This is a genomic window from Kribbella koreensis, from assembly GCF_039525325.1.
Lineage (GTDB): Bacteria > Actinomycetota > Actinomycetes > Propionibacteriales > Kribbellaceae > Kribbella > Kribbella koreensis.
The window spans coordinates 666,102-687,667 of the sequence record NZ_BAAAHK010000013.1 but is presented as its reverse complement, the minus strand read 5'-3'; the positions used below and the strand labels follow the sequence as shown (position 1 = coordinate 687,667).

Below are 21,566 nucleotides of genomic sequence, written 5' to 3'. Positions count from 1 at the left end.
AAGTTCTGGCGTGATGCTACAACCGAGACGTCAGAATGCGCAACGAGCGTTGCGCAGAACGCAACCAGCGCAGAGGACGTCATGTCAGCTTCGTACGATGCCGCCGCCGTCGCAGCCCTGGCCGACCAGCAGGTGAGCTGGCGGGACAAGGCGCTGCCGCCTGCTTTCTGGGGCCGGACCGTCGCCGACGTACTGGCCGGCAAGCCGCGATTGTCCGAGCTGCCGACTCCCCTGCTCACCCTGTCCGCGCCCGGCCTGCAGCACAACGTCCAGACGCTCGCCCGCTGGTGTACCGAGCACGGGGTCCAGTTGGCGCCGCACGGCAAGACGACGATGGCTCCGGCACTCTGGGCCAAGCAGCTCGAGGCAGACGCTTGGGGAATCACGCTGGCGAACGTCTTCCAGCTAGGAGTCGCCCGGGCTTACGGGGTGAGCCGGGTGATGGTCGCCAACTCGGTGGTCTCGCCGCTGCAGCTCCGGTGGATCGCCGACGAGCTCGCGGCCGACCCCGAGTTCAGCGTGATGGTGTGGGCGGATTCGGTGCGCACTGTCGAGATCATGGAGGCGGCGCGGGCAGCACACGTCGATGCGGGGGCGCGGCAGCTCGACGTACTGGTTGAGGTCGGTGGTGTCGGTGGGCGGACAGGGGCTCGTGGTGCCGAGACAGCGCTGGCTGTGGCCGCTGCAGTTGCAGCTGCCCCGACGCTGCGGCTTGCGGGGGTTGCTGGCTATGAAGGGGCGATCGCGCACGGGGCCTCCGACGAGGGGCTCGAGCATGTCCGCTCCTATCTGCGGGACCTGGCTGCTGTGCACCAGAGCCTCAAGTACGACGACGGCGTAGTACCGGTCGTCAGTGCGGGCGGTAGCGCGTACTTCGAGCAGGTGGCGCAGGTGCTCGCTCCGCTGGCTAAGGAAGGTGCAAGGGTCGTACTGCGGTCCGGCGCCTACATCGCGCACGACGACGGGTACTACCGGGAGATCTCGCCGCTGGGCCTCGACCCGCGGACGGATGGCGAGCAGCTGGTGCCGGCCATGCACGGCTGGATCCGGGTCACCTCACAACCCGAACCAGGGTTGGCGATCTTCGATGCCGGTAAGCGGGACTTGCCATTCGACGAAGGCCTGCCCGAGCCGCAGCTGCTGCGGCCGCGATCCGCCGACGAGCACGTGCGGCCGGTCGAGGGCATGACCGTGACGAAGATGAACGACCAGCACGGCTTCCTGCGCTTCCCATCGGACATCCCCCTGGTGATCGGCGACGAGTTGCGGGTCGGCCTGTCCCATCCCTGCACTACATTCGACAAGTGGGGCCTGATCCCGGTCATCGACGATCCCGCCGCAGATGACCCCGTGATCGTCGACCTTGTCCGAACCTTCTTCTCATGACAGACCTACTGATCACCGGCGCGACCGTCATCGACGGGACCGGCTCACCGGGCGTGCGGGCCGATGTGGTCGTCGACGCGGGCCGGATCGTGGCCATCGGCGACTACCTGCCGGGCAGCGTCAGTGCCGGCCGCACCATCGACGCGACCGGGCTGGTCGTGGCCCCCGGCTTCATCGACATGCATGCGCACTCGGACCTGCAGATCCTGGCCAACCCGGACCATACGGCCAAGGTCAGCCAGGGCGTCACGCTCGAGGTGCTCGGCCAGGACGGACTGTCCTTCGCCCCGATCGACGACCCGACCAGAACCGCGGTACGACGCCAGATCGCGGGCTGGAACGGCGAGCCCGACGACTTCGACTTCTCCTGGTCGACCGTCGCCGGCTACCTGGATCGGCTCGACCAGGGCATCGCCTGCAACGCGGCGTACCTGGTCCCGCAGGGCACCTTGCGGATGATGGTGGTCGGTACTGCGAACCGCCCCGCCACTCCAGCCGAGCTGGACGAGATGAAGCGGCTCCTGGCCCAGGGGCTGCAGCAGGGCGCGGTCGGGATGAGCAGCGGGCTCACCTACACGCCCGGCATGTTCGCCGACACCACGGAGCTCGTCGAGCTGTGCAAGGTGCTCGCGGAGTACGACGGCTACTACAGCCCACATCAGCGCTCCTACGGCAAGGGCGCGCTGGAGGCGTACGGCGAGATGATCGACATCGCCCGGCAGTCCGGCTGCGCACTGCATCTGACTCACGCGACGATGAACTTCGAGCCGAACAAGGGCCGCGGCGTCGACCTGCTCGCGATGATCGACGAGGCGCTCGCCGACGGCGCCGACATCACCACCGACACCTATCCATACTTGCCCGGGGCAACCACTCTGTCGGCGATCCTGCCGAGCTGGAGCGCCGAGGGCGGCTCGGACGCGCTGCTCGCCCGGCTGGCCGATCCGGCCGACCGCGAGCGGATCACCTACGAGCTGGAGCAGATCGGCACCGACGGCTGCCACGGCTGCGTCACCGACTGGAACACGATCGAGATCGGCGGGGTCAAGAACGCGACGCTCAGCGGCGCGGTCGGCAACACCGTCGCGGAGATCGCGGCCGGGATCGGCAAACCGCCGTCCTGGGTCTTCTTCGACCTGCTGATCCGCGACAATCTCGCGACGACGATCCTGCAGCACGTCGGCCACGAGGAGAACGTGCAGGCGATCATGAAGCACCCGACGCACACGGGTGGTTCGGACGCGATCCTGGTCGGCGGCAAACCGCACCCGCGGGCATGGGGCACCTTCCCCCGGTACCTGTCCCAGTACGTCCGTGAGCTGGGCGTTCTCGAGCTCGCCGACTGCATCCACCACCTCACCGGCCGGCCCGCCAAGCGGCTGCGGCTGACCGATCGGGGGCTGGTCCGCGAGGGGTACCACGCGGATCTCGTGCTCTTCGACCCCGCCGGCGTGCGGGACACCGCGACCTTCGACAACCCCCGCCAGCAGGCGGAGGGCATCCCCTGGGTGCTGGTCGACGGCGTCCCCGTCATCGAGAACGGCCACCGCACCGACGCGTTGCCCGGCCGCGCCATCCGCCGCACCGATGTCGCCTCTGCCGCCCCCGTTGCCCCCGCCGCTCCTGTTGCCCCTGCCGGCCCCGCTGCGCCTGCCGGCCCTGCCGCCCCTGAGGAAGGACCTAGATGACCACCCTTGACCTGCTCCGCGCCGATCGGGTGCTGAGCGTCGTACGCGCGCCGGCCCTCGACGACGCCCGCGACCTGTGCTCCGCACTAGTTGCCGGCGGCATCCATGTGATCGAGCTGACGTTCACCACCCCCGACCTCCCCCGGCACCTCGAGCGGGCCGCTTCCGGTGATACCGGAGCAGTGGTCGGCGCCGGTACCGTGCAGACCGCCGCGCAGGCTCAGTCAGCCATCGACGCGGGCGCGGCCTTCCTGGTCACGCCCGGGCAGGGCCCCGAGGCCGCGGCGATCGTCGCGGCCTCGAAGAACGCCGGGATCCCCATCGTGCTCGGGTCCTTCACCCCTTCCGAGGTGATGACGGCGCTGGCGCTCGGCGCGGACGCGGTCAAGATCTTCCCCGCGCACCACCTCGGCCCGAAGTACCTGAAGGACCTCAACGGCCCGTTCCCCGGCGTGCCGCTGGTGCCGTCCGGCGGCGTCAACGCCGGCAATGCCAAGCAGTTCCTCGAAGCCGGCGCGCTCGCGGTCAGCGCCGGTACCGACGTCGTCTCCCCCGCCGACATCACCGCTGCCAACTGGTCCCAGATCACCAGCAACGCCAAGGCTTTCTGCGCCGCATTGAGCTGAGTCCCGCCCCCATTCCGCCCCCACCCCACCCCTCGGAGCGTCCCCATGTCCGGAGCCATCGACTGGCTGCACCATGACACCGCAGGCTTGCTGCTGCTGTGTCTGGTGGCCATCGCGCTGCTGTTGTTCCTGATCATCAAGATCAAGCTCGAACCGTTCATCTCGCTGCTCGCCACCGGCCTGTTCCTGGCCCTGGCCGCCGGGCTGAACGTCCGGACCATCGTCGGTACGGCGCTCAAGTCGAGCGACTCCGTGCTGGAGAAGGGCTTCGGCGGCATCCTCGGCCATATCGCCGTCATCATCGGCCTCGGCACCGTGCTCGGCGCGCTGCTGGAGAAGTCCGGCGGCGCCGACGTGCTCAGCCGCCGGTTGCTGAAGCTGTTCGGGCCGAAGGGCACCCCGGTCGCGATGGGCCTGGTCGGCCTGATCTTCGGCATCCCGGTCTTCTTCGACATCGGCATCTTCGTGCTCGCGCCGCTCGTGTACGTCGCCGCGAAGCGCGGCGGCAAGTCGCTGGTGCTCTACGCCTTGCCGGTCCTGGCCGGCCTCTCGATGACGCACGCGTTCCTGCCACCCCACCCCGGTCCGACCGCCGTCGCCGGACTGCTGCACGTCGACATGGGCTGGCTGATCATCATCGGCCTGGCCTGCGGTCTGCCCGCGTTCGCCGTGGCCGGCATCGTCTGGCCGCTCTACATCGCTCCCCGGGTGCCGGTGAGCGTGCCGGACGAGTTCATCGCCGCCGAGGTCGAGGGCGAGGAGAAGCCCGAACCGTCACTGGGGCTGGTGATGGCGGTCATCCTGCTGCCGCTGGTACTGATCCTCGGCGCGACCTTCGGCACCCTGATCCTCGACCCGCATCGCGATCTGCTGAGCTTCCTCACATTCCTGGGCAACCCGGCTGTGGCGCTGTTGCTGGCCGTCCTGCTTGCGTACTACCTGCTCGGCGTACGGCGTGGCATGACGAACGCGGAGTTCAGCGAGCTGAGCAGCAACTCGCTCAAGCCGGTCGGCATGATCCTGCTCGTCGTCGGCGCCGGCGCCTTCTTCGGCGCGGTCATCTCGGCGACCGGTGTCGGTGCCGCTCTGGCAAAGAGCCTTTCCAGTGCTGGCCTTCCGGTGCTGCTGCTCGCGTACGTCATCTCGTGTGGTCTGCGGATCGCGCAGGGCTCGGCGACCGTGGCGATCGTGACGACCGGTGGCATCGTCGGCCCGCTGCTGACGACCGACGGCTACTCGCAGGCGCATCTCGCGCTGATCGCGGCGGCCATCTGCGCCGGCTCGATCATCCTCAGCCACGTCAACGACGGCGGCTTCTGGATCGTCGCGAAGTACTTCAACATGACCGTCAAGGAAACCCTGCTGACCTGGTCGGTCCTCGAAACCATCCTCTCCCTGGTCGGCTTCGGCATGGCCTCCCTGCTCTGGGTGATCATCTAGTCGGACGCTGCCACGGTGATGCTGCCGCCGGTGGTGCGCACGTGGAGCTGACGTTCAGCACCCAGCTCGTTGGGCAGGTCGAGCTGGGTGCTGCCGTTCAGTGCGGCGGCGTCGATGGCGTACGAACCGGTCGGTACGAGCAGCTGAACCGACCCGTTCGTCGTGTTCGCCACGACGTTGCGCGGCGGGCTGTCGAAGGACAGATCCACCGAGCCGTTCCGGGCGTTCACCGACACTTGCTGGCTCTGCAGCTGGACCGCGTTGATCGAGCCGTTGCCGACGACCAGCCGGACATCGCCGGCCAGCCCGACCAGGTCGACCGAGACGCCCGAGGTGGTGAGCTTCACCGAGGCGGCTCTCGGCACCCGGACGGTCAGGTCGATCCGGCAGCCCGAACCGCGGCAGGCCGTGCTGATCTGCAGTTCCTCCCCCGCCGACTTGCGCACGTCGACCGACGGCTCGAGCTTGGTGTAGGTCCCGCCGACGGTGACGTGCACCTTGTCGTCGGTGCTCGGCGTCACCGTGACCGGTACGTCGGTGACGATGCTGACCCCGTTGCGCGGCAGGGCGTAGGCCGAGGAGACGTCGTAGTCGACCTTGCCGCGAATCGTGGCGACGGTGACGGCACCACCGCCAAGGACCAGGGCGATGACCGGGATCAGGCCGAGGGTGAGCAGCCTGCGCTGGGCTCCGGTGAGACTCATCAGCTCTCCAGGAACTTCAGTACTGCGCGGACTCTCCGGTGCTCACCGTCGGTGGGTGCCAGGCCGAGCTTCGCGAAGATGTTGCTGATGTGCTTCTCCACCGAGCCTTCGCCGACCACGAGCGCCTGCGCGATGCCGGCGTTCGAACGTCCCTCGGCCATCGCTCTTAGGACGTCCTGTTCGCGCGGGCTCAGGGCTGCGAGTGGGTCAGCCTTGCGGGATCGGACCAGGAGTTGGGAGATCACCTCGGGGTCGAGCGCGGCACCACCGGCCGCGACTCGGCGGAGTCCGTCGATGAACTGGTCGACGTCCGCGACGCGGTCCTTGAGCAGGTAGCCGACACCGCCGGGGTTGTTGCCGATCAGCTCGCTCGCATACCGCTCCTCGACGTACTGCGAGAGCACGAGCACCCCGATCTCCGGCGACCGCCGGCGGATGACCAATGCTGCCCGCAGCCCTTCGTCGGTGAAGGTCGGCGGCATCCTCACGTCGACGACACAGACATCCGGCCGATGCTCATCGACCGCCTTGAGCAGCCCGTCCCCATCTCCGACCACAGCCAGTACTTCGCAGTCCTGCTCGTCCAGCAGCCGCACCAGCCCTTCCCGCAACAACACCGAGTCCTCGGCAATCACGACTCTCATCGGTCCTCCACAGGCTGTGTGTCCGGGCCACAGGGGACCTCGACGGTAAGGATGGTCGGGCCGCCGAGGGGGCTGACTACGGCGAACTTGCCGTCGACGCCGGAGACTCGGTCGGCGAGGCCGCGGAGGCCGGTGCCCAGGTCTGCGTCGGCGCCGCCTTTGCCGTCGTCGGTGACGGTGATGCGCAGTACGTCGTCGTTGCGGTGGATGCTGACCTCCGCCCGGGCTGCCTTGGCGTGCTTGGCGACATTGGTCAGCGCCTCGGTGACGACGAAGTACGCGATCGCCTCGATCGTCAGAGACGGCCTCGGCGACACCTGTACCTCCACCCGCACCGGCAACGGCGCCCGGGCCGCCACCGCCGAGATCGCCGCGTCGAGCCCGCGATCGGTCAGTACCGGAGGATGCAGCCCTCTGGTCAGATCCCGTAGCTCGCCGATCGCAAGCAACGCCTCCGCGTGCGCCTCAGCGATCAGCTCCTGCAACCCGCCATCCACACCAGCCGCTTTGTTCTTGGCCCGGCCGAGCGTCATCGCCAGCGAGACCAGCCGCTGCTGAGCGCCGTCATGCAGATCCCGCTCCATCCGGCGGCGCTCAGCCTCAGCCGAGTCCACGACCTTCTGCCGGCTCGTGACCAGCTGATCGACACGCTCGGCCAGCTCACCCGTCTCGGACCGGCCCAGGCACGCCCTGGCCAGTTGGGCATCCCTGGCCGACAGCCCGCGGATCAGCAGCGGCGAGACGAGCAGCAGGAAGACCAGCGCCACCCCTGCGACGCTCAGCGCCTCGCCGGCCGCGTCGACGGTGAACGGACCCAGCTGCGCCTGGGCAGCCGCGAACTTGGAGAAGTACAGCGGGAGCGCCATCAGCACCGGCGGTACCGACCAGGCCAGGACCACCCCGGCCAGGCCGAGCATCGCGAGCGGGAGCAGCAGTACGAAGTACAGGACCTGACGCCACAGCCCCCGGTCGGACAGTGCGGCCCGGGCGTCGGCGATGGTCGAACCGGTCCGCTGCGGCGGGATGAGCCCGCGGATCACCTGGTTGCGGGTCAGCAGTGCGCGGGACCGCTCCATGCCGCCCAGTGCGTACACGCCCCGGTTCGCCCAGACGGTGAGTGGCAGGCCGAGGTACGCCAGCGGCAACCCGAGCACCCCCACGCAGAGCAACGCCAGGACCAGCAGTCCCCCGCCGACCACGACAGCCGTGTCCAGTACCAGGTGCACGGTCGCCAGCCACAGGTACGGCGAACGCCACAGCCCCCACGGCGTCCGGGGCACGGCGCTCTCGCTGGGGGTATTGGCCACAGGCAACAACCTACGGCGCTGGGTGATCACCCGGCAGCCGGGAAACCCCCGAACCCACCGGGGGTTATCCCCCGGTCCGGTTCGTGGGTTGGCCGGGCTGTGCCATGGCACACATCGAGGAATTCTCGAGGGCATGACGACGCTGATGAACAACGTGCTGGGAGACGCCATCGACGACCGGGTCGCCGAGGCGCTGGACGACTACCTGGCCGAGGGGCGGCTGGACGGGAAGATCCGTCCGCGCCGATCCGCGGTCGGCATCGCGACCCTGGTCGCGGGCGGAGTGGCGGTCGTGCTGCTGCCTTGGGTGCTGATCCTTGCCGCCACCCTGCCGTCGACCTACGAGGCCAACAACTGGAACCTCGCCTGGATCGGGCTCGACCTGGCCATCGCGGTGACCGCCGGTCTGACTGCCTTCCTCCTGCGCCGCCACGATCCGCGCGCGGCGCTGACCGCGGTCGCGGCCGGGACCTTGCTGATCGCGGACGCCTGGTTCGACATCAACACCTCCGGTCCCGGTCTCGACCACCGACTCGCGCTCGCCCAAGGCCTGGTGCTGGAGGTCCCGCTGGCGATCTGCGCGTTCGTTCTCGCCAGCAGGACCCTCCGGCCGCGTCCCGAGCGGGTGACTATCGGCCTATCAGTTCCAGCACGGGTCCCTCGTGTAGCGCCGAGTAGACCCGATCGCGTAGTCGATTGGCCTCAGCATCGGTCAGCGTCCGGTCGAGCGGTCTGAGGACCAGCCTGACCAGCACGTTCCGCTGTCCTTTTGTGAGCTGAAGGCGTTCGCGAGCAGCCGCGGGCAGGTCGTCGTACGACGTCTCGCCGCGTACCTCGACCGACTCCGCCGCCTCGGCGTCGGCGCCCAGGGCCTGCCGGACCCGGTCGCCGAGCACCTCGTCGGAGATGTCGACGTCGGGGCCGACCACGACCGACAGGTCGCGGCGTACGGCGGGCATCGCCGAGACCGGCTTGTACGGCGTGAGGTCCAGCATTTGCTCGGCGACTCGTGGATCGGTTGACCTGAGCAAGCGGATGTCCCTGATCCCCTTGCGCAACATGAGCAGCCGGTCGAGACCGGGGCCCATCGCGAGTCCCGTCCAGCTCTCGTCCAGCCCGGCCTTGCGGAGTACCGCGGGAGCCGCGACTCCGCACTCGCCGATCTCGATCCATTGGTCGTCGAGCAGGACGTCGATCTGGCGGCCGTGGATCGTGTACGGGTGGACGGCAGGGACTGTGCGGTAGGTCTGGCCGGGGAGGACGGTCTCGACGAGCTTGGCGATCATGGCTTCCAGTTCGGGCTCGCCGAGCGTGACGTTGCGGCTGATCCGCCAGAGGTCGAGCTGGTGCGGCGTACCGGTGTGCTGCCAGTCGACGGAGTCGCGGCGGTAGCAGATGCCGGCGCAGACCATCAGCACGTCGGATGCCTCTGATGTAGCCAGCTCGCGCAGGGCGGGCGGGATCATTGCGGAGGTGTGGCTTCGCAGTACTTGGGTTGGTGAGGCGTAGCGGGTGTAGCGCTCCTCGCGGGTGACGGCGCCGGCGGCGTACCCGAGGTTGTCGTAGTTGTCGGCCAGGGTGACGACGGGGTGATCCCGGCGCGTCCAGATCTCCGTGTACGGCCAGGCCTGGCCGAGCGCGGTGCGGATCTGGTCGACGACCAGTTGGATCGCGTGCGGGCCTTGGGCCGGGTCGGCCAGGTCGCGCAGAGCAAGGTTGGCGTTCAGTTCTTCAGCGGTCAGTACAGACATTTCGGTTCTCTCCTGTGAGCAGCGGGTCCGGGGAACAGACACCCCGACCGGCCGCGGTCACCTCAGGAGAGAGCGCAGCAGCGACTCACCCCGTCGGCACCACTGTGCCGGCCGGGGCGCAGAAATCGCTGCCCGTACTGCCTCATACCCCCCACTTTACCTGCCGCCGCCAACCACGCGGCGGGTTTGTGGGGACGGGGCCACTTTGTGCTTCAGCTGAGCCAATCTGGCCGGAGGAATTGCTCAGGTCGAGCACAAAGTGGGCGAGAGACTACCGACGACCGGGTACTGGAGTTGGCGCGGAAGGCTGGCTGGGGGTGCCCGGGGTACCGCGCCGATGCGTGGAAGGATCGGTGGCATGCGATGGATCGACGGTCTGGAAGCGGCCGCTGGCGAGAAGCTCCCGGAGCCCGTGCACCGGTACTTCCGCCAGGGCTCCGCCGGCGGGATCAGTGTCGGCGAGGCGGTGGCGGCGTGGAGTTCGTACCGCTTCCGTCCGCGGGTGCTGACTGATGTGTCGACCGTTGATCTGACGACGACCGTGCTGGGGACGCCGGTCCAGCTGCCCGTGCTGGTGGCGCCGACGACGCTGCAGCGCCAGGCCGATCCGGACGGCGAGCTGGCGATGGCCGCTGGGGTCGGCGCGGCCGGGTCGGCGCTCGCGGTGTCGAGCAACGCCGGTACTACGTTCGCGGCGGTCGGCGAGGTCGGTACGCCGTGGTGGGTGCAGATCTATGTAGTTCGGAACCGCGACATCACGCTGAAGATGCTGGATGCTGCCGTCGCTGGGGGCGCGCGGGCCGTAGTACTGACCGCTGACACACCCGTGGTCGGACGCAAAGAGGATGACGGCCCGACTGTCTGGACGGTGGCCCCCACTGACCACCTGCTGGCCAACCTCCCCGCTGGCGACTATGCCGACGACGACCTGGCCAAAGCCGACGACCTCACCCCCGACGTCATCGGCTGGCTCACCGAACGCACCGGCCTCCCCGTCCTGGTCAAAGGCGTACTCCGAGGCGACGACGCCAAACGCTGCTCAGACGCCGGCGCCGCAGGCATCATCGTCTCCAACCACGGCGGCCGCCAACTGGACGGAGCAATCCCCACCGCCCAGGCTCTCCCCGAGGTAGCCGCAGCCCTCTCCGGCACTACCACCGAACTCTACGTAGACGGCGGAATCCGCCGAGGCGAACACATCCTCGCCGCCCTGGCCCTAGGCGCCCGAGCCGTCCTACTAGGCCGCCCCGCCCTCTGGGCCCTCACAGTCGACGGCTCTTCCGGAGTCACCCGCCTACTCACAGACCTAGCCGAAGAACTAGAACACGCCATGCGCCTAGCCGGCGCCCGCACCCTCACCGACCTAACCCCAGACCTCCTCACCAGCTAGCTCCCCCACCAGCACCTGTCTCTCACAACGCCCCACCACTCCGGCCATCCCACCTGCCCCGACCTGCCCGCAACTACCCCAATCAACCCCGCCCCAGACCCAAGCAAGCAACACAACAGCCTCGCGCCCAGCACCACCCCGGACACTCGCCCGCAGCATGAGCACCCCGCCGTCCTGCTCACACCTAGCCAGCTGGCGCAGGAGCACACCACCCGGTACGACGTCCGGCGGCCCTCCGACGCCCGACCTCGCTCTCACCAAGCGGGCGCAGCACGCATGTGCTCGCAAAGGGCGGGCGGGAGCGCCCGGAGCAGGGAGCGGCGTAGGAGCGAGCGGCGCTGGGCGCGTGGGGTCAGCATCACCCCAGACGGTCGCCTCTGGGCGGGACAGCACCTAGCTCTCGCCACGCGGGCGCAGCACGCGCGCACTCGCAGAAGAGCGGGCGCAGCACGCATGTGCTCGCAAAGGGCGGGCGGGAGCGCCGGAGCAGGGAGCGACGTAGGAGCGAGCGGCGCGGGGCGCGTGGGGACAGCAGAACGCCCCGGTCGGGAGACCGGGGCGTTCTGGTGAAGACGAAAAGCGGGAGGCTCAGGCCTCTACGTTCTCCTCGAGCAGGTTGCGGGTCAGGTTGGGGTCAACCTGGACGCCCGGACCCATCGTCGTCGAGAAGACGGTCTTCTTGATGTAGCGACCCTTCGAGCTGGAGGGCTTCAGCCGGAGAATCTCCTCCAGTGCGGCGCCGTAGTTCTCCACCAGCTGGGCCTCGTCGAAGGAGACCTTGCCGATGATGAAGTGCAGGTTCGCGTGCCGGTCGACGCGGAACTCGATCTTGCCGCCCTTGATGTCGGTGACAGCCTTCGTCACGTCCGGGGTGACGGTGCCGGTCTTCGGGTTCGGCATCAGACCACGCGGTCCGAGCACGCGACCCAGCCGGCCGACCTTGCCCATCATGTCCGGGGTGGCGACGACGGCGTCGAAGTCGAGCCAGCCGTCGGTGACCTTCTTGATCATGTCGTCGTCACCGACGTAGTCGGCGCCGGCGGCCAGTGCGGCCTCGGCCTTCTCACCGGTGGCGAAGACGAGGACCCGTGCCGTCTTGCCGGTACCGTGCGGAAGGTTGACGGTGCCGCGCACCATCTGGTCGGCCTTGCGAGGGTCGACCCCGAGCCGCATCGCGACGTCGATGGTCGAGTTGAACTTCTTGCCGGTCGCACCCTGCTTGGCGAGCTTGATCGCCTCGAGCGGGGTGTACAGGTGGTCGAAGTCGATCTTTTCCGCGATCGCGCGGTAGCTCTTGCTGCGCTGTGCCATTTCAAATCTCCTGTTTGCGGACGGCAACTCGTCGTCCGATGTGGTCTTGACGGGCGAACTGATCGCCCTTCCACTCCTGCTGGCTCACCGAGGTGAACCGGAAAGAGGTGCTTACTTCTCGATCGTGACGCCCATCGAGCGCGCGGTGCCCTCGATGATCTTCATCGCGGCGTCGATGTCGCGCGCGTTCAGGTCGGGCATCTTGGTGGTGGCGATCTCGCGGACCTGGTCCTTGGTGATCTTGCCGACCTTGTCCTTCTGCGGGACGGCCGAACCCTTCTGCAGGCCCGCGGCCTTCTTGATCATCTCCGGCGCCGGCGGCGTCTTGGTGATGAACGTGAAGGAGCGGTCTTCGTAGATGGTGATCTCGACCGGCACGACGTTTCCGCGCATGGACTCCGTCTGGGCGTTGTACGCCTTGCAGAACTCCATGATGTTGACGCCGTGCGGACCGAGCGCGGTACCGACCGGCGGGGCCGGCGTCGCGGCGCCGGCCTGGAGCTGCACCTTCACGAGGGCAGCGATCTTCTTCTTGGGAGGCATTCTCTCGGGTCCTTAGACTTTCTGGATCTGGCTGAAGCTGAGTTCCACCGGGGTCTCCCGGCCGAAGATCTCCACCAGCGCCTTGATCCGCTGGGCGTCGGCATTGATCTCCGTGATGGTGGCGTGCAGGGTCGCGAACGGCCCGTCGACGACCATGACCGAGTCGCCCACACCGAAGTCGGCGACCTCGACCTTCTTCTTGGCCGCGGTCTTGGTGGGTGCGGCGCCGGTCTCGGCAGCCGCTGCCTCGGCCGCCGCCACGACGGCCGGAGCGAGCATCTTCTCGACCTCTTCGAGGCTGAGCGGGACCGGCTTCTGGCTGTTCCCGACGAAACCGGTCACCGACGGCGTGTGCCGCACGGTCGACCAGGACTCGTCCGTCAGGTCCATCCGGACCAGCACGTAGCCGGGGAGCACGGTGCGCTTGACCATCCGGCGCTGCCCGTTCTTGATCTCGGCGACCTCTTCGGTCGGCACGACGATCTCGAAGATGAAGTCCTCCATGTTCAAGGAGTTGATCCGGTTCTCGAGGTTGCCCTTGACCCGGTTCTCCATCCCTGAGTACGTGTGCACCACGTACCAGTCGCCGATCTGGGAGCGCAGCGTGGCGCGCAGCTCCTCCAGCGGGTCGCCCGGCTCGGCCGGCTCGACCTCTTCTTCGGCTTCGTCCTCGTCAGCCGAGTCGGAGTCGTCACCGGCGGACGAGAAGACGACCTCGTCGACCTCGGGCTCCGCCTCGGTGGTGTCGTCCGGAGCCGTCTCGGCGGTCTCCTCGGCCAGCTCGTCCGCGGCGTCGTCGATGTCGGCCTCGGTGACCACCTCGGCGTCCTCCGCGTCGTCGGCGGCCGCTACGACCACCACCGGCTCGTCGTCGGAGTCGTCCTCGTCGGCCGTACCGTCCTCGGCCTCGTCGTCAGCCGCGTACTCGCTGTCGGCGGCCAGTGGCACGTCGTCATCGTCGCCGACCTCGACCTCGATGTCCTTGAACAGGTCGTCGTCGTCATCGTCGTCGGAGTCGTCGAAACCCAAGTCGAGATCGAGGTCGTCGTCGGAGTCAGCGGATACGTCGAACTCGTCCTCGTCGAGGACCTCGTCGTCGCGCTGGTCGGACACGTTGTACTCCGTCATCTGTGCATCGGGTGGTGGAACCGGGGTGGGCTCCGGCTGTGGTGCGGGCGGCGGCTGTGGCGTCAGCCGAAGATCTTGAACATCGCCCAGCCGAAGGCGAGGTCGAGCACCGACACGATCGCGATGACGAACACCACGAAGGTCAGTACGACCACGAAGTAGGTGGACAGCTGCTTGCGGGTCGGCCAGACCACCTTGCGGAGCTCGGCGACCACCTGGCGGTAGAAGCGCAGCAGGCGGTTTCCGCCCTTGCTCTCCGCAGGCTTGCCGGCGCCGGACGGTGCCGGGGTGCGCGTCTCCGTCACGACCTACCTCTTTCGCTAGCGGCGGCCTGACCGGCCTTGTACCGATCAGGATTTGCAGGGCACGAGGGACTTGAACCCCCAACCTTCGGTTTTGGAGACCGATGCTCTGCCAGTTGAGCTAGTGCCCTCTGCAAAGTTCCGAACGCCGCCGGACCTGATCTCGGGCATGCCGAGTCAGGGCCATCAACGCCCAGACCAGAAGAGTGTACGGGGTCGGGGCCACCTGGTCGAACTGAGCCCCAGGCTGCTCCGGGTCCCCACCACGGCGGCGAACCTCCGTGGACTTCGGGCCGGACGTCGTACTGCGGGCAGAACCTTACCGTCTCCACGCCCTTGCAACGCCAGGGGGGCCACCATGGTTCCGGTCACCAGGCGATACCCGGATGTGACCAGCGGCCGGTCAGTGCCAGGATGGGGCCCATGGTCTCCCGCATCTCCGCACGTATCGGTGCAATCAGTGAATCGGCCACCCTCGCTGTCGACGCGAAGGCGAAGGCCCTCAAGGCGGCCGGCCGGCCGGTCATCGGCTTCGGCGCCGGCGAGCCGGACTTCCCGACCCCGGACTACATCGTCGAGGCGGCCGTCGTGGCCGCCCGCGATCCGAAGAACCACCGCTACAGCCCGGCGGGTGGTCTGCCCGAGCTGAAGCAGGCCATCGTCGAGAAGACGAAGCGGGATTCGGGGTACGAGATCGAGGCGAGCCAGGTGCTCGTCACCAACGGCGGCAAGCACGCCGTCTACAACACGTTCGCCACCCTGCTCGACCCGGGCGACGAGGTGCTGCTGCCCGCGCCGTACTGGACGACGTACCCGGAGACGATCCAGCTGGCCGGCGGCGTGCCGGTCGAGGTGCTCGCCGACGAGAGCCAGAACTACCTGGTCACCGTCGAGCAACTGGAGGCGGCCCGGACCGAGAAGACGAAGGCGCTGCTGTTCTGCTCGCCGTCGAACCCGACCGGCGCGGTGGACACCCCGGAGGCGATCGAGGCGATCGGCCGCTGGGCGCTGGAGCACGACATCTGGGTGATCACCGACGAGATCTACGAGCACCTCACCTACGGCGACACCAAGTCGACCTCGCTGCCGGTCGCCGTACCGGAGCTCGCCGACCAGACCGTCGTGCTGAACGGCGTCGCCAAGACGTACGCGATGACCGGCTGGCGGGTCGGCTGGATGATCGGCCCGAAGGACGTCATCAAGGCCGCGACGAACCTGCAGTCGCACCAGACCTCGAACGTCTGCAACGTCGCCCAGCGGGCCGCGATCGCGGCGCTGACGGCCGACCTGAGCGCCGTCGAGGAGATGAAGGTCGCCTTCGACCGCCGGCGCAAGCTGATGGTCCAGTTGCTCAACGACATCCCCGGCATCGAGTGCCCGGAGCCGACCGGCGCCTTCTACGCCTACCCGTCGGTCAAGGGCGTGCTCGGCAAGGAGATCAACGGCAAGGTCGCGAACACCTCGACCGACCTGGCCGGCATCATCCTCGACGAGGTCGAGGTCGCGGTCGTGCCCGGCGAGGCGTTCGGCGCGCCCGGCTACCTGCGACTGTCCTACGCACTCGGCGACGCGGATCTGACCGAGGGCATCGGCCGGATCGCCAAGCTGCTCGGCTGACCACCGGCCGGCCCCTGGCCGACCACTGGCAGACCGCCCGGTTTCTTCTCCGGGCGGTCTGTCGGTAACCTTCTGTAATGACGGATCGGGACCTGCGGCTGCTGCCGAAGACCCACCTGCACCTGCACTTCAGCGGGTCGATGCGGCACCTCACGCTGGTCGAGCTCGCCGACAAGCACGGCGTCCGGCTGCCCGACGCCCTGCGCACCGACTGGCCGCCGCAGCTGTCCGCGGCCGACGAGCGCGGCTGGTTCCGCTTCCAGCGCCTGTACGACGTCGCCCGGTCGGTCCTGCGCACCGAGGAAGACGTCCGCCGCCTGGTCCGGGAGGCCGCCGAGGACGATCGCGCCGACGGCTCCCGCTGGCTCGAGATCCAGGTCGACCCGTCCGGGTATGCGAGCCGTTTCCGCGGCATCACCGAGTTCACCGATCTGGTGCTCGACGCAGCCCGCGACGCATCCGCGAGCACCGGCATCTCGGTCCAGGTCGTGATCGCCGCCAACCGCACGCGACATCCCCTCGACGCCCGGACCCTGGCCCGGCTCGCCGCGCAGTACGTCGGCCGTGGGGTCGTCGGCTTCGGACTCTCCAACGACGAGCGGCGCGGTACTACGTCCGAGTTCGCCCCGGCGTTCCGCATCGCCCACCACGCGGGCCTGCTGGCCGCACCTCATGGCGGCGAGCTCTGCGGTCCGGCGACCGTGCGGACGTGCCTCGACGAGCTGGGTGCCGGCCGGATCGGTCACGGCGTGCGAGTCGTCGAGGACCCCGACCTGCTGAAGCGGGTGGTCGACGCACAGGTCGCGCTGGAGGTCTGCCCGGCGTCCAACGTGTCGCTGGGGGTGTACCGGCGACCGGAGGACGTGCCGCTGCGGCAGTTGTACGAGGCGGGCGCCCGGATCGCGTTGGGGGCCGACGACCCGCTGCTGTTCGGGTCGCGGCTGGCGGAGCAGTACGAGACGGCCCGGAGCGTGCACGGCTTCACCGACGTCGAGCTGGCCGGCCTGGCGAAGGGCTCGGTGCTCGCGTCGACGGCGCCTCCCGAAGTACAGAAGAGTTTGCTCGGTGAGATCGACACGTGGCTCGGCGTCGACACTCTGGAAAAGGCTGGGCTGTAGGCCTTACTTTGCGTTCATGACGCCGACGAAGATCCTGCTGCCCGAGGACGAGCTGCCGACCCGCTGGTACAACGTGCTGCACGATCTGCCGACGCCAGCGCCGCCGGTGCTGCATCCCGGCACCGGGCAGCCCGTGGGGCCGGACGACCTGGCGCCGCTGTTCCCGATGGACCTGATCATGCAAGAGGTGTCGCAGGAGCAGTACGTCGACATCCCCGGTGAGGTGCTCGACGTCTACCGGCTGTGGCGGCCGAGTCCGCTCTATCGGGCGCATCGGCTGGAGAAGGCGCTCGATACGCCGGCCCGGATCTACTACAAGTACGAAGGCGTGTCGCCGGCCGGGTCGCACAAGCCGAATACGGCGGTGCCGCAGGCGTACTACAACGCCAAGTCGGGGGTCCGGAAGCTCACGACCGAGACTGGCGCTGGTCAGTGGGGCACCGCGCTGGCCTTCGCCTGCGCGCAGTACGGGCTGGATTGCGAGGTCTGGCAGGTGCGGGCTTCGTACGACCAGAAGCCGTACCGGCGGACGATGATGGAGGTGTTCGGCGCGACCGTGCACCCGAGCCCGTCGGACCTGACCGAGTCGGGGCGGAAGATCCTCGCCGAGAATCCTGACTCCACCGGCTCACTCGGGATCGCGATCAGCGAGGCCGTCGAGATGGCGGTCGCCGATCCTGACGTGCACTACGCGCTCGGCAGCGTGCTCAACCACGTGCTGCTGCACCAGACGATCATCGGTGAGGAAGCGCTGATGCAGCTCGCGATGGTCGGCGAGACTCCCGACGTACTGGTCGGCTGCACCGGTGGCGGGTCGAACTTCGGCGGCCTTGCGTTTCCGTTCCTCAGGGAGAAGTGGGCGGGGCGGATGTCTCCCGTGGTACGGGCCGTGGAGCCGGCCGCGTGTCCGTCACTGACGCAGGGCACGTACGCCTACGACTTCGGCGACACGATCGGGATGACGCCGCTGATGAAGATGCACACGCTCGGGCACGACTTCGTCCCGGATCCGATCCACGCCGGCGGACTCCGGTACCACGGGATGAGCCCGCTGATCAGCCACCTCTACGAGACGGGCGAGATCGAGGCGATCGCGAAGCCACAGTCGGAGTGTTTCGCGGCGGGCGTGCTGTTCGCGCGGTCGGAGGGCATCGTGCCGGCGCCGGAGCCGACGCATGCGCTGGCCGCGGCGATCGAGGAGGCGCAGCGGTGCAAGGAGTCGGGCGAGTCGAAGGTGATTCTCACGGCGCTCTGCGGGCACGGGCATCTGGATCTGGCGGCGTACGACGCCTATCTGTCCGGCGCGATGACCGACCGGGCCTGGGACGACGCCGACTTGCAGGCCTCGGTCGCGGCGGCGCTGGAGAAGCTGCCTGCGGTCTAGAAGCGGCGCCACCAGGGTTTGGGGGTCTTCGAGGGGGCGCTGAGCCAGTCCTCGGGGACCGCCCAGCCCTTGGCGGCGATCGCGTCGAAGTACTGGATCTTGAGGGTGTCCGGCAGCCAGTACGTCGCTCTGCTCTTGTCGGTCACCTCGAAATAGGTGGTCCGCCGGCCGCGGCTCCAGACGGTGGCCAGGTCGGAGCAGTACGCGAGCCGGGTGAAGTCCCAGCGGGCCTGCACGTCATCCAGGTCGTACTTGCGCTCGGCGACGACCAGGAGCCGGCGCTGCGGCTTCGGTTCGTTGCCGATGGCATCGATCAAATCCCGGACGACGGCCCGGTCGTCGGTCATCTCCTCGGGCAGGTACAGCTCTCTGGGGTCGAGCGACGCGGTCTCGAGCCGGGGGCGGGCGACCTCGAGGAAGGTCTCCAGCAGGGCGAACGCCTCTTCGGCCCGCCCGAACCGGCGCAGCTCGGCGCGCAACGTCGTCACTGCTTCTTCGGCCATCTGCCAAAGCCTAAGCGGGGTTGGGAAACGGGGCAGCTCGGGGCACCGCGGGGCAGCTTGGGGCAGCTCCTCCACAGGGGCCCTGAACACCGTCGCGGAGCGTGTCCGGGCACCTACAGTTACCGTCATGCCAGAGTCGAACGAGTTGTTGCGAGCCGCCCGGGAACGGACGCCGTCCCCCAACACGCCGGGCGCCCACCTGTCCCGCGCGGAACTGGCCGAGGCGGTCTGCGCCTGGCTGTGGGCCACCACCGATACGCGGTACGAGCTGGACGGGCACTACATCGCCAAACTCGAACGCGGCGCGGTGCGCTGGCCGGGTGCGGCGTACCGGGCCGGGCTGCGGGAGGTGCTGCACGTCGCCACCGACAGCGAGCTGGGCTTCGGCCAGGCCGGGACATTGGGACCGCTGGGCCCGGAGCTGACCACTTGCTCCATGGCCGGGATGGAGGACCAGCTGATCGACGCGGGCGACCAGTCGGTCTCGCTGCTCGCCCTGGCCGAGGAGTCGAACGTCGGCGGCCTCACCGTCGAGCAGTTGCATGCCGACATCCAGCGGATCGCGCAGAACTACCTCAAGGTGCCGACCAAGGCTCTGTTCCAGCGCAGCATCGCCGTCCGCGACCGCGCCTTCAAGCTGCTCGGCGGCCGACAGCCACCGCAGCAGACCCGCGACCTGTACGCCGCAGCCGGCTGGGCACTGACCCTGCTCGGGTGGATGTCGGTCGACCTGGGTCGCCCGGAGGTCGCGGAGAGCCATACCCGGACAGCCTGGGCATGCGCCGATGCCTCCGGCTACGACGAGCTGCGCGCCTGGGTCCGCGCCACCCAGCACACGGCCGCCTTCTGGCAGGACGACATCGACCACGCGGTGGACTTCGCCCTGGACGGCCTGCGGTACGCCTCCGGTACCTCCGCCCTGTTCCTGGCGTCGGCCGCCGCCCTGGACCTGGCCCGAGCCGGCCGCACCGACGAGGCCCGCACCATGCTCGACCAGGCCAAGCGCACCACCCCCGACCCGGCCGCACCAGAGGTAGGCGGCCTCTTCCTCTGCACCCCAGAGCGTGCCGAGGGCCTCTGGTCCGACGCCTACCTGACGCTGGGCCACCCCGACCTGACCCTCGAGCACGCCAACCGCAGCGTCGCCCTCTTCGAGTCGGCCCCGCACGCCCTGCGCAACCACGGCTCCGAACGCATGACCCGCCTCCAGCAGGTCAAGGCCCACCTCCTCCTGGGAGAGCTGGACGGCGCCCGCGAAACCCTCATCCCAGTCCTGGAGACCCGCACGGAGTACCGGATGCGCCCCCTGATCCACCGCATCAGCGAGGTGGCGGCGATGACCACCACCCGCAGCTACGTCGACGCCCCCGCGGCCCAGGCACTCCGCAACAGCATCCTCGACTTCACCCGCCACCCGGCCACGGTCCGCAGCCCCTTGGACCAGGAAACCGGCAAGGCGCTGGCCTGACCGGCCGTCACTTCCCGGTGAAGGCGGCGATCAGGTACAGGACCACGAGAACGCCGACGTTCAGCCCGCCGCCGAGAACCAACGGCCCGGGCGTCTTGCGAAGCAGCACCACGGCAGCCACCACGCCCAGCAGTGCCACCGGGAGAGCGAAGATCACCCCGAACAGCAGGCCGACGACCAGCGCCACCAGTGCCAGCCCGCCGACCGCCAGCAACGGCCGCCGCCGCACCGCCGAGTCGTTCGTCGTCGGCATCATGGGACCTCCGCTGTGTTCTTGCGGTGTCGCAGCAACCGTCGAAGCCCGAAGGTCAGCGTCAACAGCGCCACCGGGATGATCAACCACCAGCGTACCCGATCAGGGCCTCGCGGACCGGCCAGAATACTGATCTCACCGCCCGCCGGATTGTAACTGCCGATGGCCCGGACAGCGACCCGGTATTCGCCCGCGCTGTCGACCTTGATGACGAATTTCCCGCGTATTCCGGAACCCACTCCGGGGAATTTCTGATGGGATTCCCCGACCACCGACATTCCCGATCGCAAAGGACTCAGTTCGACGTCGATCGGGGCGTCGGGATGCCCGCCGCGACGGCTGACCCCGAACGGAACCTCGATGGTTTCACCGACCGCCGCCACCAGCGCCTTGTCCGGTGTCCCCAGCCCGATCTCGTCCGGCTGGGCCTTGGTCAGTTCGAGGCCGGAGGTCGGCAGCACCTCCACCGAGGTCAGTCCGGCGGCCTTCTCGGCTTCGATCCGGAACGAGAGCACGTTCACCTTGCCCGGGATCAAGCCACCGTCCTGGGCGTAGTTGACGAACTGCTCGGTCACCTCGGCCGCGTCCGTCGTCCGGGTCCGTCGGCCGCCGAGCAGGGACAGGCTGCTCACCGTCGCCTGTCCCCGCTCGACCGAGAAGTCCACCCGGGCGCCGGTGAAGCCGTTCATGTCACCGACCACCGCCCACTCGCCGCGCGCCTGGGCGGCGAACCGCAAGCGCAGGTCCAGCTTCATCAGGTACCAGTCCGGCTTGCCGTTCGCCGCACCCTCCGGAAGACGGAACTTCACGTCGTACCGCTGACCTTTGGTGCCGACCAACTGGACGCCGGTGCGCGCCGCCGGGTCGAGGTCTGCCACCGGCCACGACGCCTTCGAGGGTTCGATCGTCACCGGGGCCGGCGCCTCGGCCGCAGTAGCGACCGAGGCGAAGCACGGCAGGGCAAGACCGATGGCCAGCACTGCGAGGACTCTGCGCACGCCGC

21 protein-coding genes and 1 tRNA gene are annotated in these 21,566 nt (G+C 68.7%); 10 read left to right on the top strand and 12 right to left on the bottom strand.

Translation table 11 applies throughout. The features are described from left to right. The first annotated feature begins 81 nt into the window (after positions 1 to 81). Genes ABD116_RS27575 through ABD116_RS27560 form a run of 4 tightly spaced genes read left to right on the top strand, consistent with a single transcriptional unit; the run spans position 82 to position 5,140 of the window. A complete protein-coding gene (locus ABD116_RS27575; protein WP_343976329.1) occupies positions 82 to 1,386 on the top strand; it encodes a type III PLP-dependent enzyme domain-containing protein in 1,305 nt (434 codons plus the stop codon). Beyond that, complete coding sequence (locus ABD116_RS27570) at positions 1,383 to 3,074, top strand: N-acyl-D-amino-acid deacylase family protein (protein ID WP_343976327.1); 1,692 nt, start codon at positions 1,383 to 1,385, stop codon at positions 3,072 to 3,074. The genes ABD116_RS27575 and ABD116_RS27570 overlap by 4 nt, the downstream gene beginning before the upstream one ends. Next, positions 3,071 to 3,700 carry a bifunctional 4-hydroxy-2-oxoglutarate aldolase/2-dehydro-3-deoxy-phosphogluconate aldolase gene (locus ABD116_RS27565; RefSeq protein WP_343976324.1) on the top strand — a complete coding sequence of 210 codons (630 nt, stop codon included), beginning with the start codon at positions 3,071 to 3,073 and terminating at the stop codon, positions 3,698 to 3,700. Before ABD116_RS27570 ends, ABD116_RS27565 begins: the two co-directional genes overlap by 4 nt. A gap of 45 nt (positions 3,701 to 3,745) precedes the next feature. After that, positions 3,746 to 5,140 (top strand): GntP family permease, encoded by a 1,395-nt coding sequence (locus ABD116_RS27560; RefSeq protein WP_343976321.1) that lies wholly within the window; start codon positions 3,746 to 3,748, stop codon positions 5,138 to 5,140. Here the strand turns inward: ABD116_RS27560 and ABD116_RS27555 are convergent. From ABD116_RS27555 to ABD116_RS27545, 3 genes are read right to left on the bottom strand one after another with little or no spacing between them, the layout of a single operon-like run. Further along, on the bottom strand, positions 5,137 to 5,844 hold the full coding sequence (locus ABD116_RS27555) for a DUF4097 family beta strand repeat-containing protein (protein WP_343976318.1): 708 nt from the start codon (positions 5,842 to 5,844) through the stop codon (positions 5,137 to 5,139). The two genes, ABD116_RS27560 and ABD116_RS27555, sit on opposite strands and share 4 nt — an antisense overlap. Continuing rightward, on the bottom strand, positions 5,844 to 6,488 hold the full coding sequence (locus ABD116_RS27550; RefSeq protein ID WP_343976315.1) for a response regulator transcription factor: 645 nt from the start codon (positions 6,486 to 6,488) through the stop codon (positions 5,844 to 5,846). Before ABD116_RS27550 ends, ABD116_RS27555 begins: the two co-directional genes overlap by 1 nt. After that, entirely contained in the window at positions 6,485 to 7,795 is a 1,311-nt protein-coding gene (locus ABD116_RS27545; protein WP_343976312.1) for a sensor histidine kinase, read from the bottom strand. The genes ABD116_RS27550 and ABD116_RS27545 overlap by 4 nt, the downstream gene beginning before the upstream one ends. 133 nt (positions 7,796 to 7,928) lie before the next feature. Between ABD116_RS27545 and ABD116_RS27540 the strand changes: the two genes are divergently transcribed. Continuing rightward, positions 7,929 to 8,531, top strand: a complete 603-nt coding sequence (locus ABD116_RS27540; RefSeq protein WP_343976309.1) for a hypothetical protein — start codon at positions 7,929 to 7,931, stop codon at positions 8,529 to 8,531. Here the strand turns inward: ABD116_RS27540 and srmL are convergent. After that, positions 8,425 to 9,546 (bottom strand): PheS-related mystery ligase SrmL, encoded by a 1,122-nt coding sequence (gene srmL, locus ABD116_RS27535; protein WP_343976306.1) that lies wholly within the window; start codon positions 9,544 to 9,546, stop codon positions 8,425 to 8,427. The genes ABD116_RS27540 and srmL overlap by 107 nt on opposite strands. A 358-nt stretch (positions 9,547 to 9,904) precedes the next feature. Between srmL and ABD116_RS27530 the strand changes: the two genes are divergently transcribed. Further along, positions 9,905 to 10,936 carry an alpha-hydroxy acid oxidase gene (locus ABD116_RS27530; RefSeq protein ID WP_343976303.1) on the top strand — a complete coding sequence of 344 codons (1,032 nt, stop codon included), beginning with the start codon at positions 9,905 to 9,907 and terminating at the stop codon, positions 10,934 to 10,936. 588 nt (positions 10,937 to 11,524) lie between these two features. Here the strand turns inward: ABD116_RS27530 and rplA are convergent. The 5 genes from rplA to ABD116_RS27505 all read right to left on the bottom strand — a co-directional run bounded on the left by rplA (position 11,525) and on the right by ABD116_RS27505 (position 14,351). Continuing rightward, complete coding sequence (gene rplA, locus ABD116_RS27525; protein ID WP_343976300.1) at positions 11,525 to 12,247, bottom strand: 50S ribosomal protein L1; 723 nt, start codon at positions 12,245 to 12,247, stop codon at positions 11,525 to 11,527. A 111-nt stretch (positions 12,248 to 12,358) separates the two neighbouring features. Continuing rightward, on the bottom strand, positions 12,359 to 12,790 hold the full coding sequence (rplK, locus tag ABD116_RS27520; protein ID WP_020388147.1) for a 50S ribosomal protein L11: 432 nt from the start codon (positions 12,788 to 12,790) through the stop codon (positions 12,359 to 12,361). A 12-nt stretch (positions 12,791 to 12,802) separates the two neighbouring features. Beyond that, entirely contained in the window at positions 12,803 to 13,918 is a 1,116-nt protein-coding gene (gene nusG, locus ABD116_RS27515; protein ID WP_343976298.1) for a transcription termination/antitermination protein NusG, read from the bottom strand. A 62-nt stretch (positions 13,919 to 13,980) separates the two neighbouring features. Beyond that, complete coding sequence (gene secE / locus ABD116_RS27510) at positions 13,981 to 14,223, bottom strand: preprotein translocase subunit SecE (RefSeq protein WP_328329499.1); 243 nt, start codon at positions 14,221 to 14,223, stop codon at positions 13,981 to 13,983. 55 nt (positions 14,224 to 14,278) lie between these two features. Continuing rightward, positions 14,279 to 14,351 (bottom strand) — tRNA-Trp (locus ABD116_RS27505). Positions 14,352 to 14,643: 292 nt separating this feature from the next. Between ABD116_RS27505 and ABD116_RS27500 the strand changes: the two genes are divergently transcribed. The 3 genes from ABD116_RS27500 to ABD116_RS27490 all read left to right on the top strand — a co-directional run bounded on the left by ABD116_RS27500 (position 14,644) and on the right by ABD116_RS27490 (position 18,339). Then, positions 14,644 to 15,837, top strand: coding sequence for a pyridoxal phosphate-dependent aminotransferase (locus ABD116_RS27500; RefSeq protein WP_343976294.1), 1,194 nt, complete (start codon positions 14,644 to 14,646; stop codon positions 15,835 to 15,837). Between the two features lie 77 nt (positions 15,838 to 15,914). Further along, the gene (locus ABD116_RS27495; RefSeq protein WP_343976291.1) at positions 15,915 to 16,955 is read left to right on the top strand and encodes an adenosine deaminase; all 1,041 of its coding nucleotides are present in this window, start codon (positions 15,915 to 15,917) and stop codon (positions 16,953 to 16,955) included. Between the two features lie 16 nt (positions 16,956 to 16,971). Continuing rightward, positions 16,972 to 18,339 carry a TrpB-like pyridoxal phosphate-dependent enzyme gene (locus ABD116_RS27490; RefSeq protein ID WP_343976288.1) on the top strand — a complete coding sequence of 456 codons (1,368 nt, stop codon included), beginning with the start codon at positions 16,972 to 16,974 and terminating at the stop codon, positions 18,337 to 18,339. Here ABD116_RS27490 and ABD116_RS27485 read toward each other — a convergent pair. Then, positions 18,336 to 18,842, bottom strand: a complete 507-nt coding sequence (locus ABD116_RS27485; RefSeq protein WP_343976285.1) for a hypothetical protein — start codon at positions 18,840 to 18,842, stop codon at positions 18,336 to 18,338. The genes ABD116_RS27490 and ABD116_RS27485 overlap by 4 nt on opposite strands. A 127-nt stretch (positions 18,843 to 18,969) precedes the next feature. Between ABD116_RS27485 and ABD116_RS27480 the strand changes: the two genes are divergently transcribed. Next, on the top strand, positions 18,970 to 20,310 hold the full coding sequence (locus tag ABD116_RS27480) for an NsdA family TPR-like regulatory protein (protein ID WP_343976282.1): 1,341 nt from the start codon (positions 18,970 to 18,972) through the stop codon (positions 20,308 to 20,310). 7 nt (positions 20,311 to 20,317) lie between these two features. Here ABD116_RS27480 and ABD116_RS27475 read toward each other — a convergent pair whose 3' ends face one another. Next, positions 20,318 to 20,566 carry a hypothetical protein gene (locus ABD116_RS27475; RefSeq protein WP_343976279.1) on the bottom strand — a complete coding sequence of 83 codons (249 nt, stop codon included), beginning with the start codon at positions 20,564 to 20,566 and terminating at the stop codon, positions 20,318 to 20,320. Beyond that, positions 20,563 to 21,561, bottom strand: coding sequence for a hypothetical protein (locus ABD116_RS27470; protein ID WP_343976276.1), 999 nt, complete (start codon positions 21,559 to 21,561; stop codon positions 20,563 to 20,565). Before ABD116_RS27470 ends, ABD116_RS27475 begins: the two co-directional genes overlap by 4 nt. Between the last annotated feature and the right edge of the window lie 5 nt (positions 21,562 to 21,566).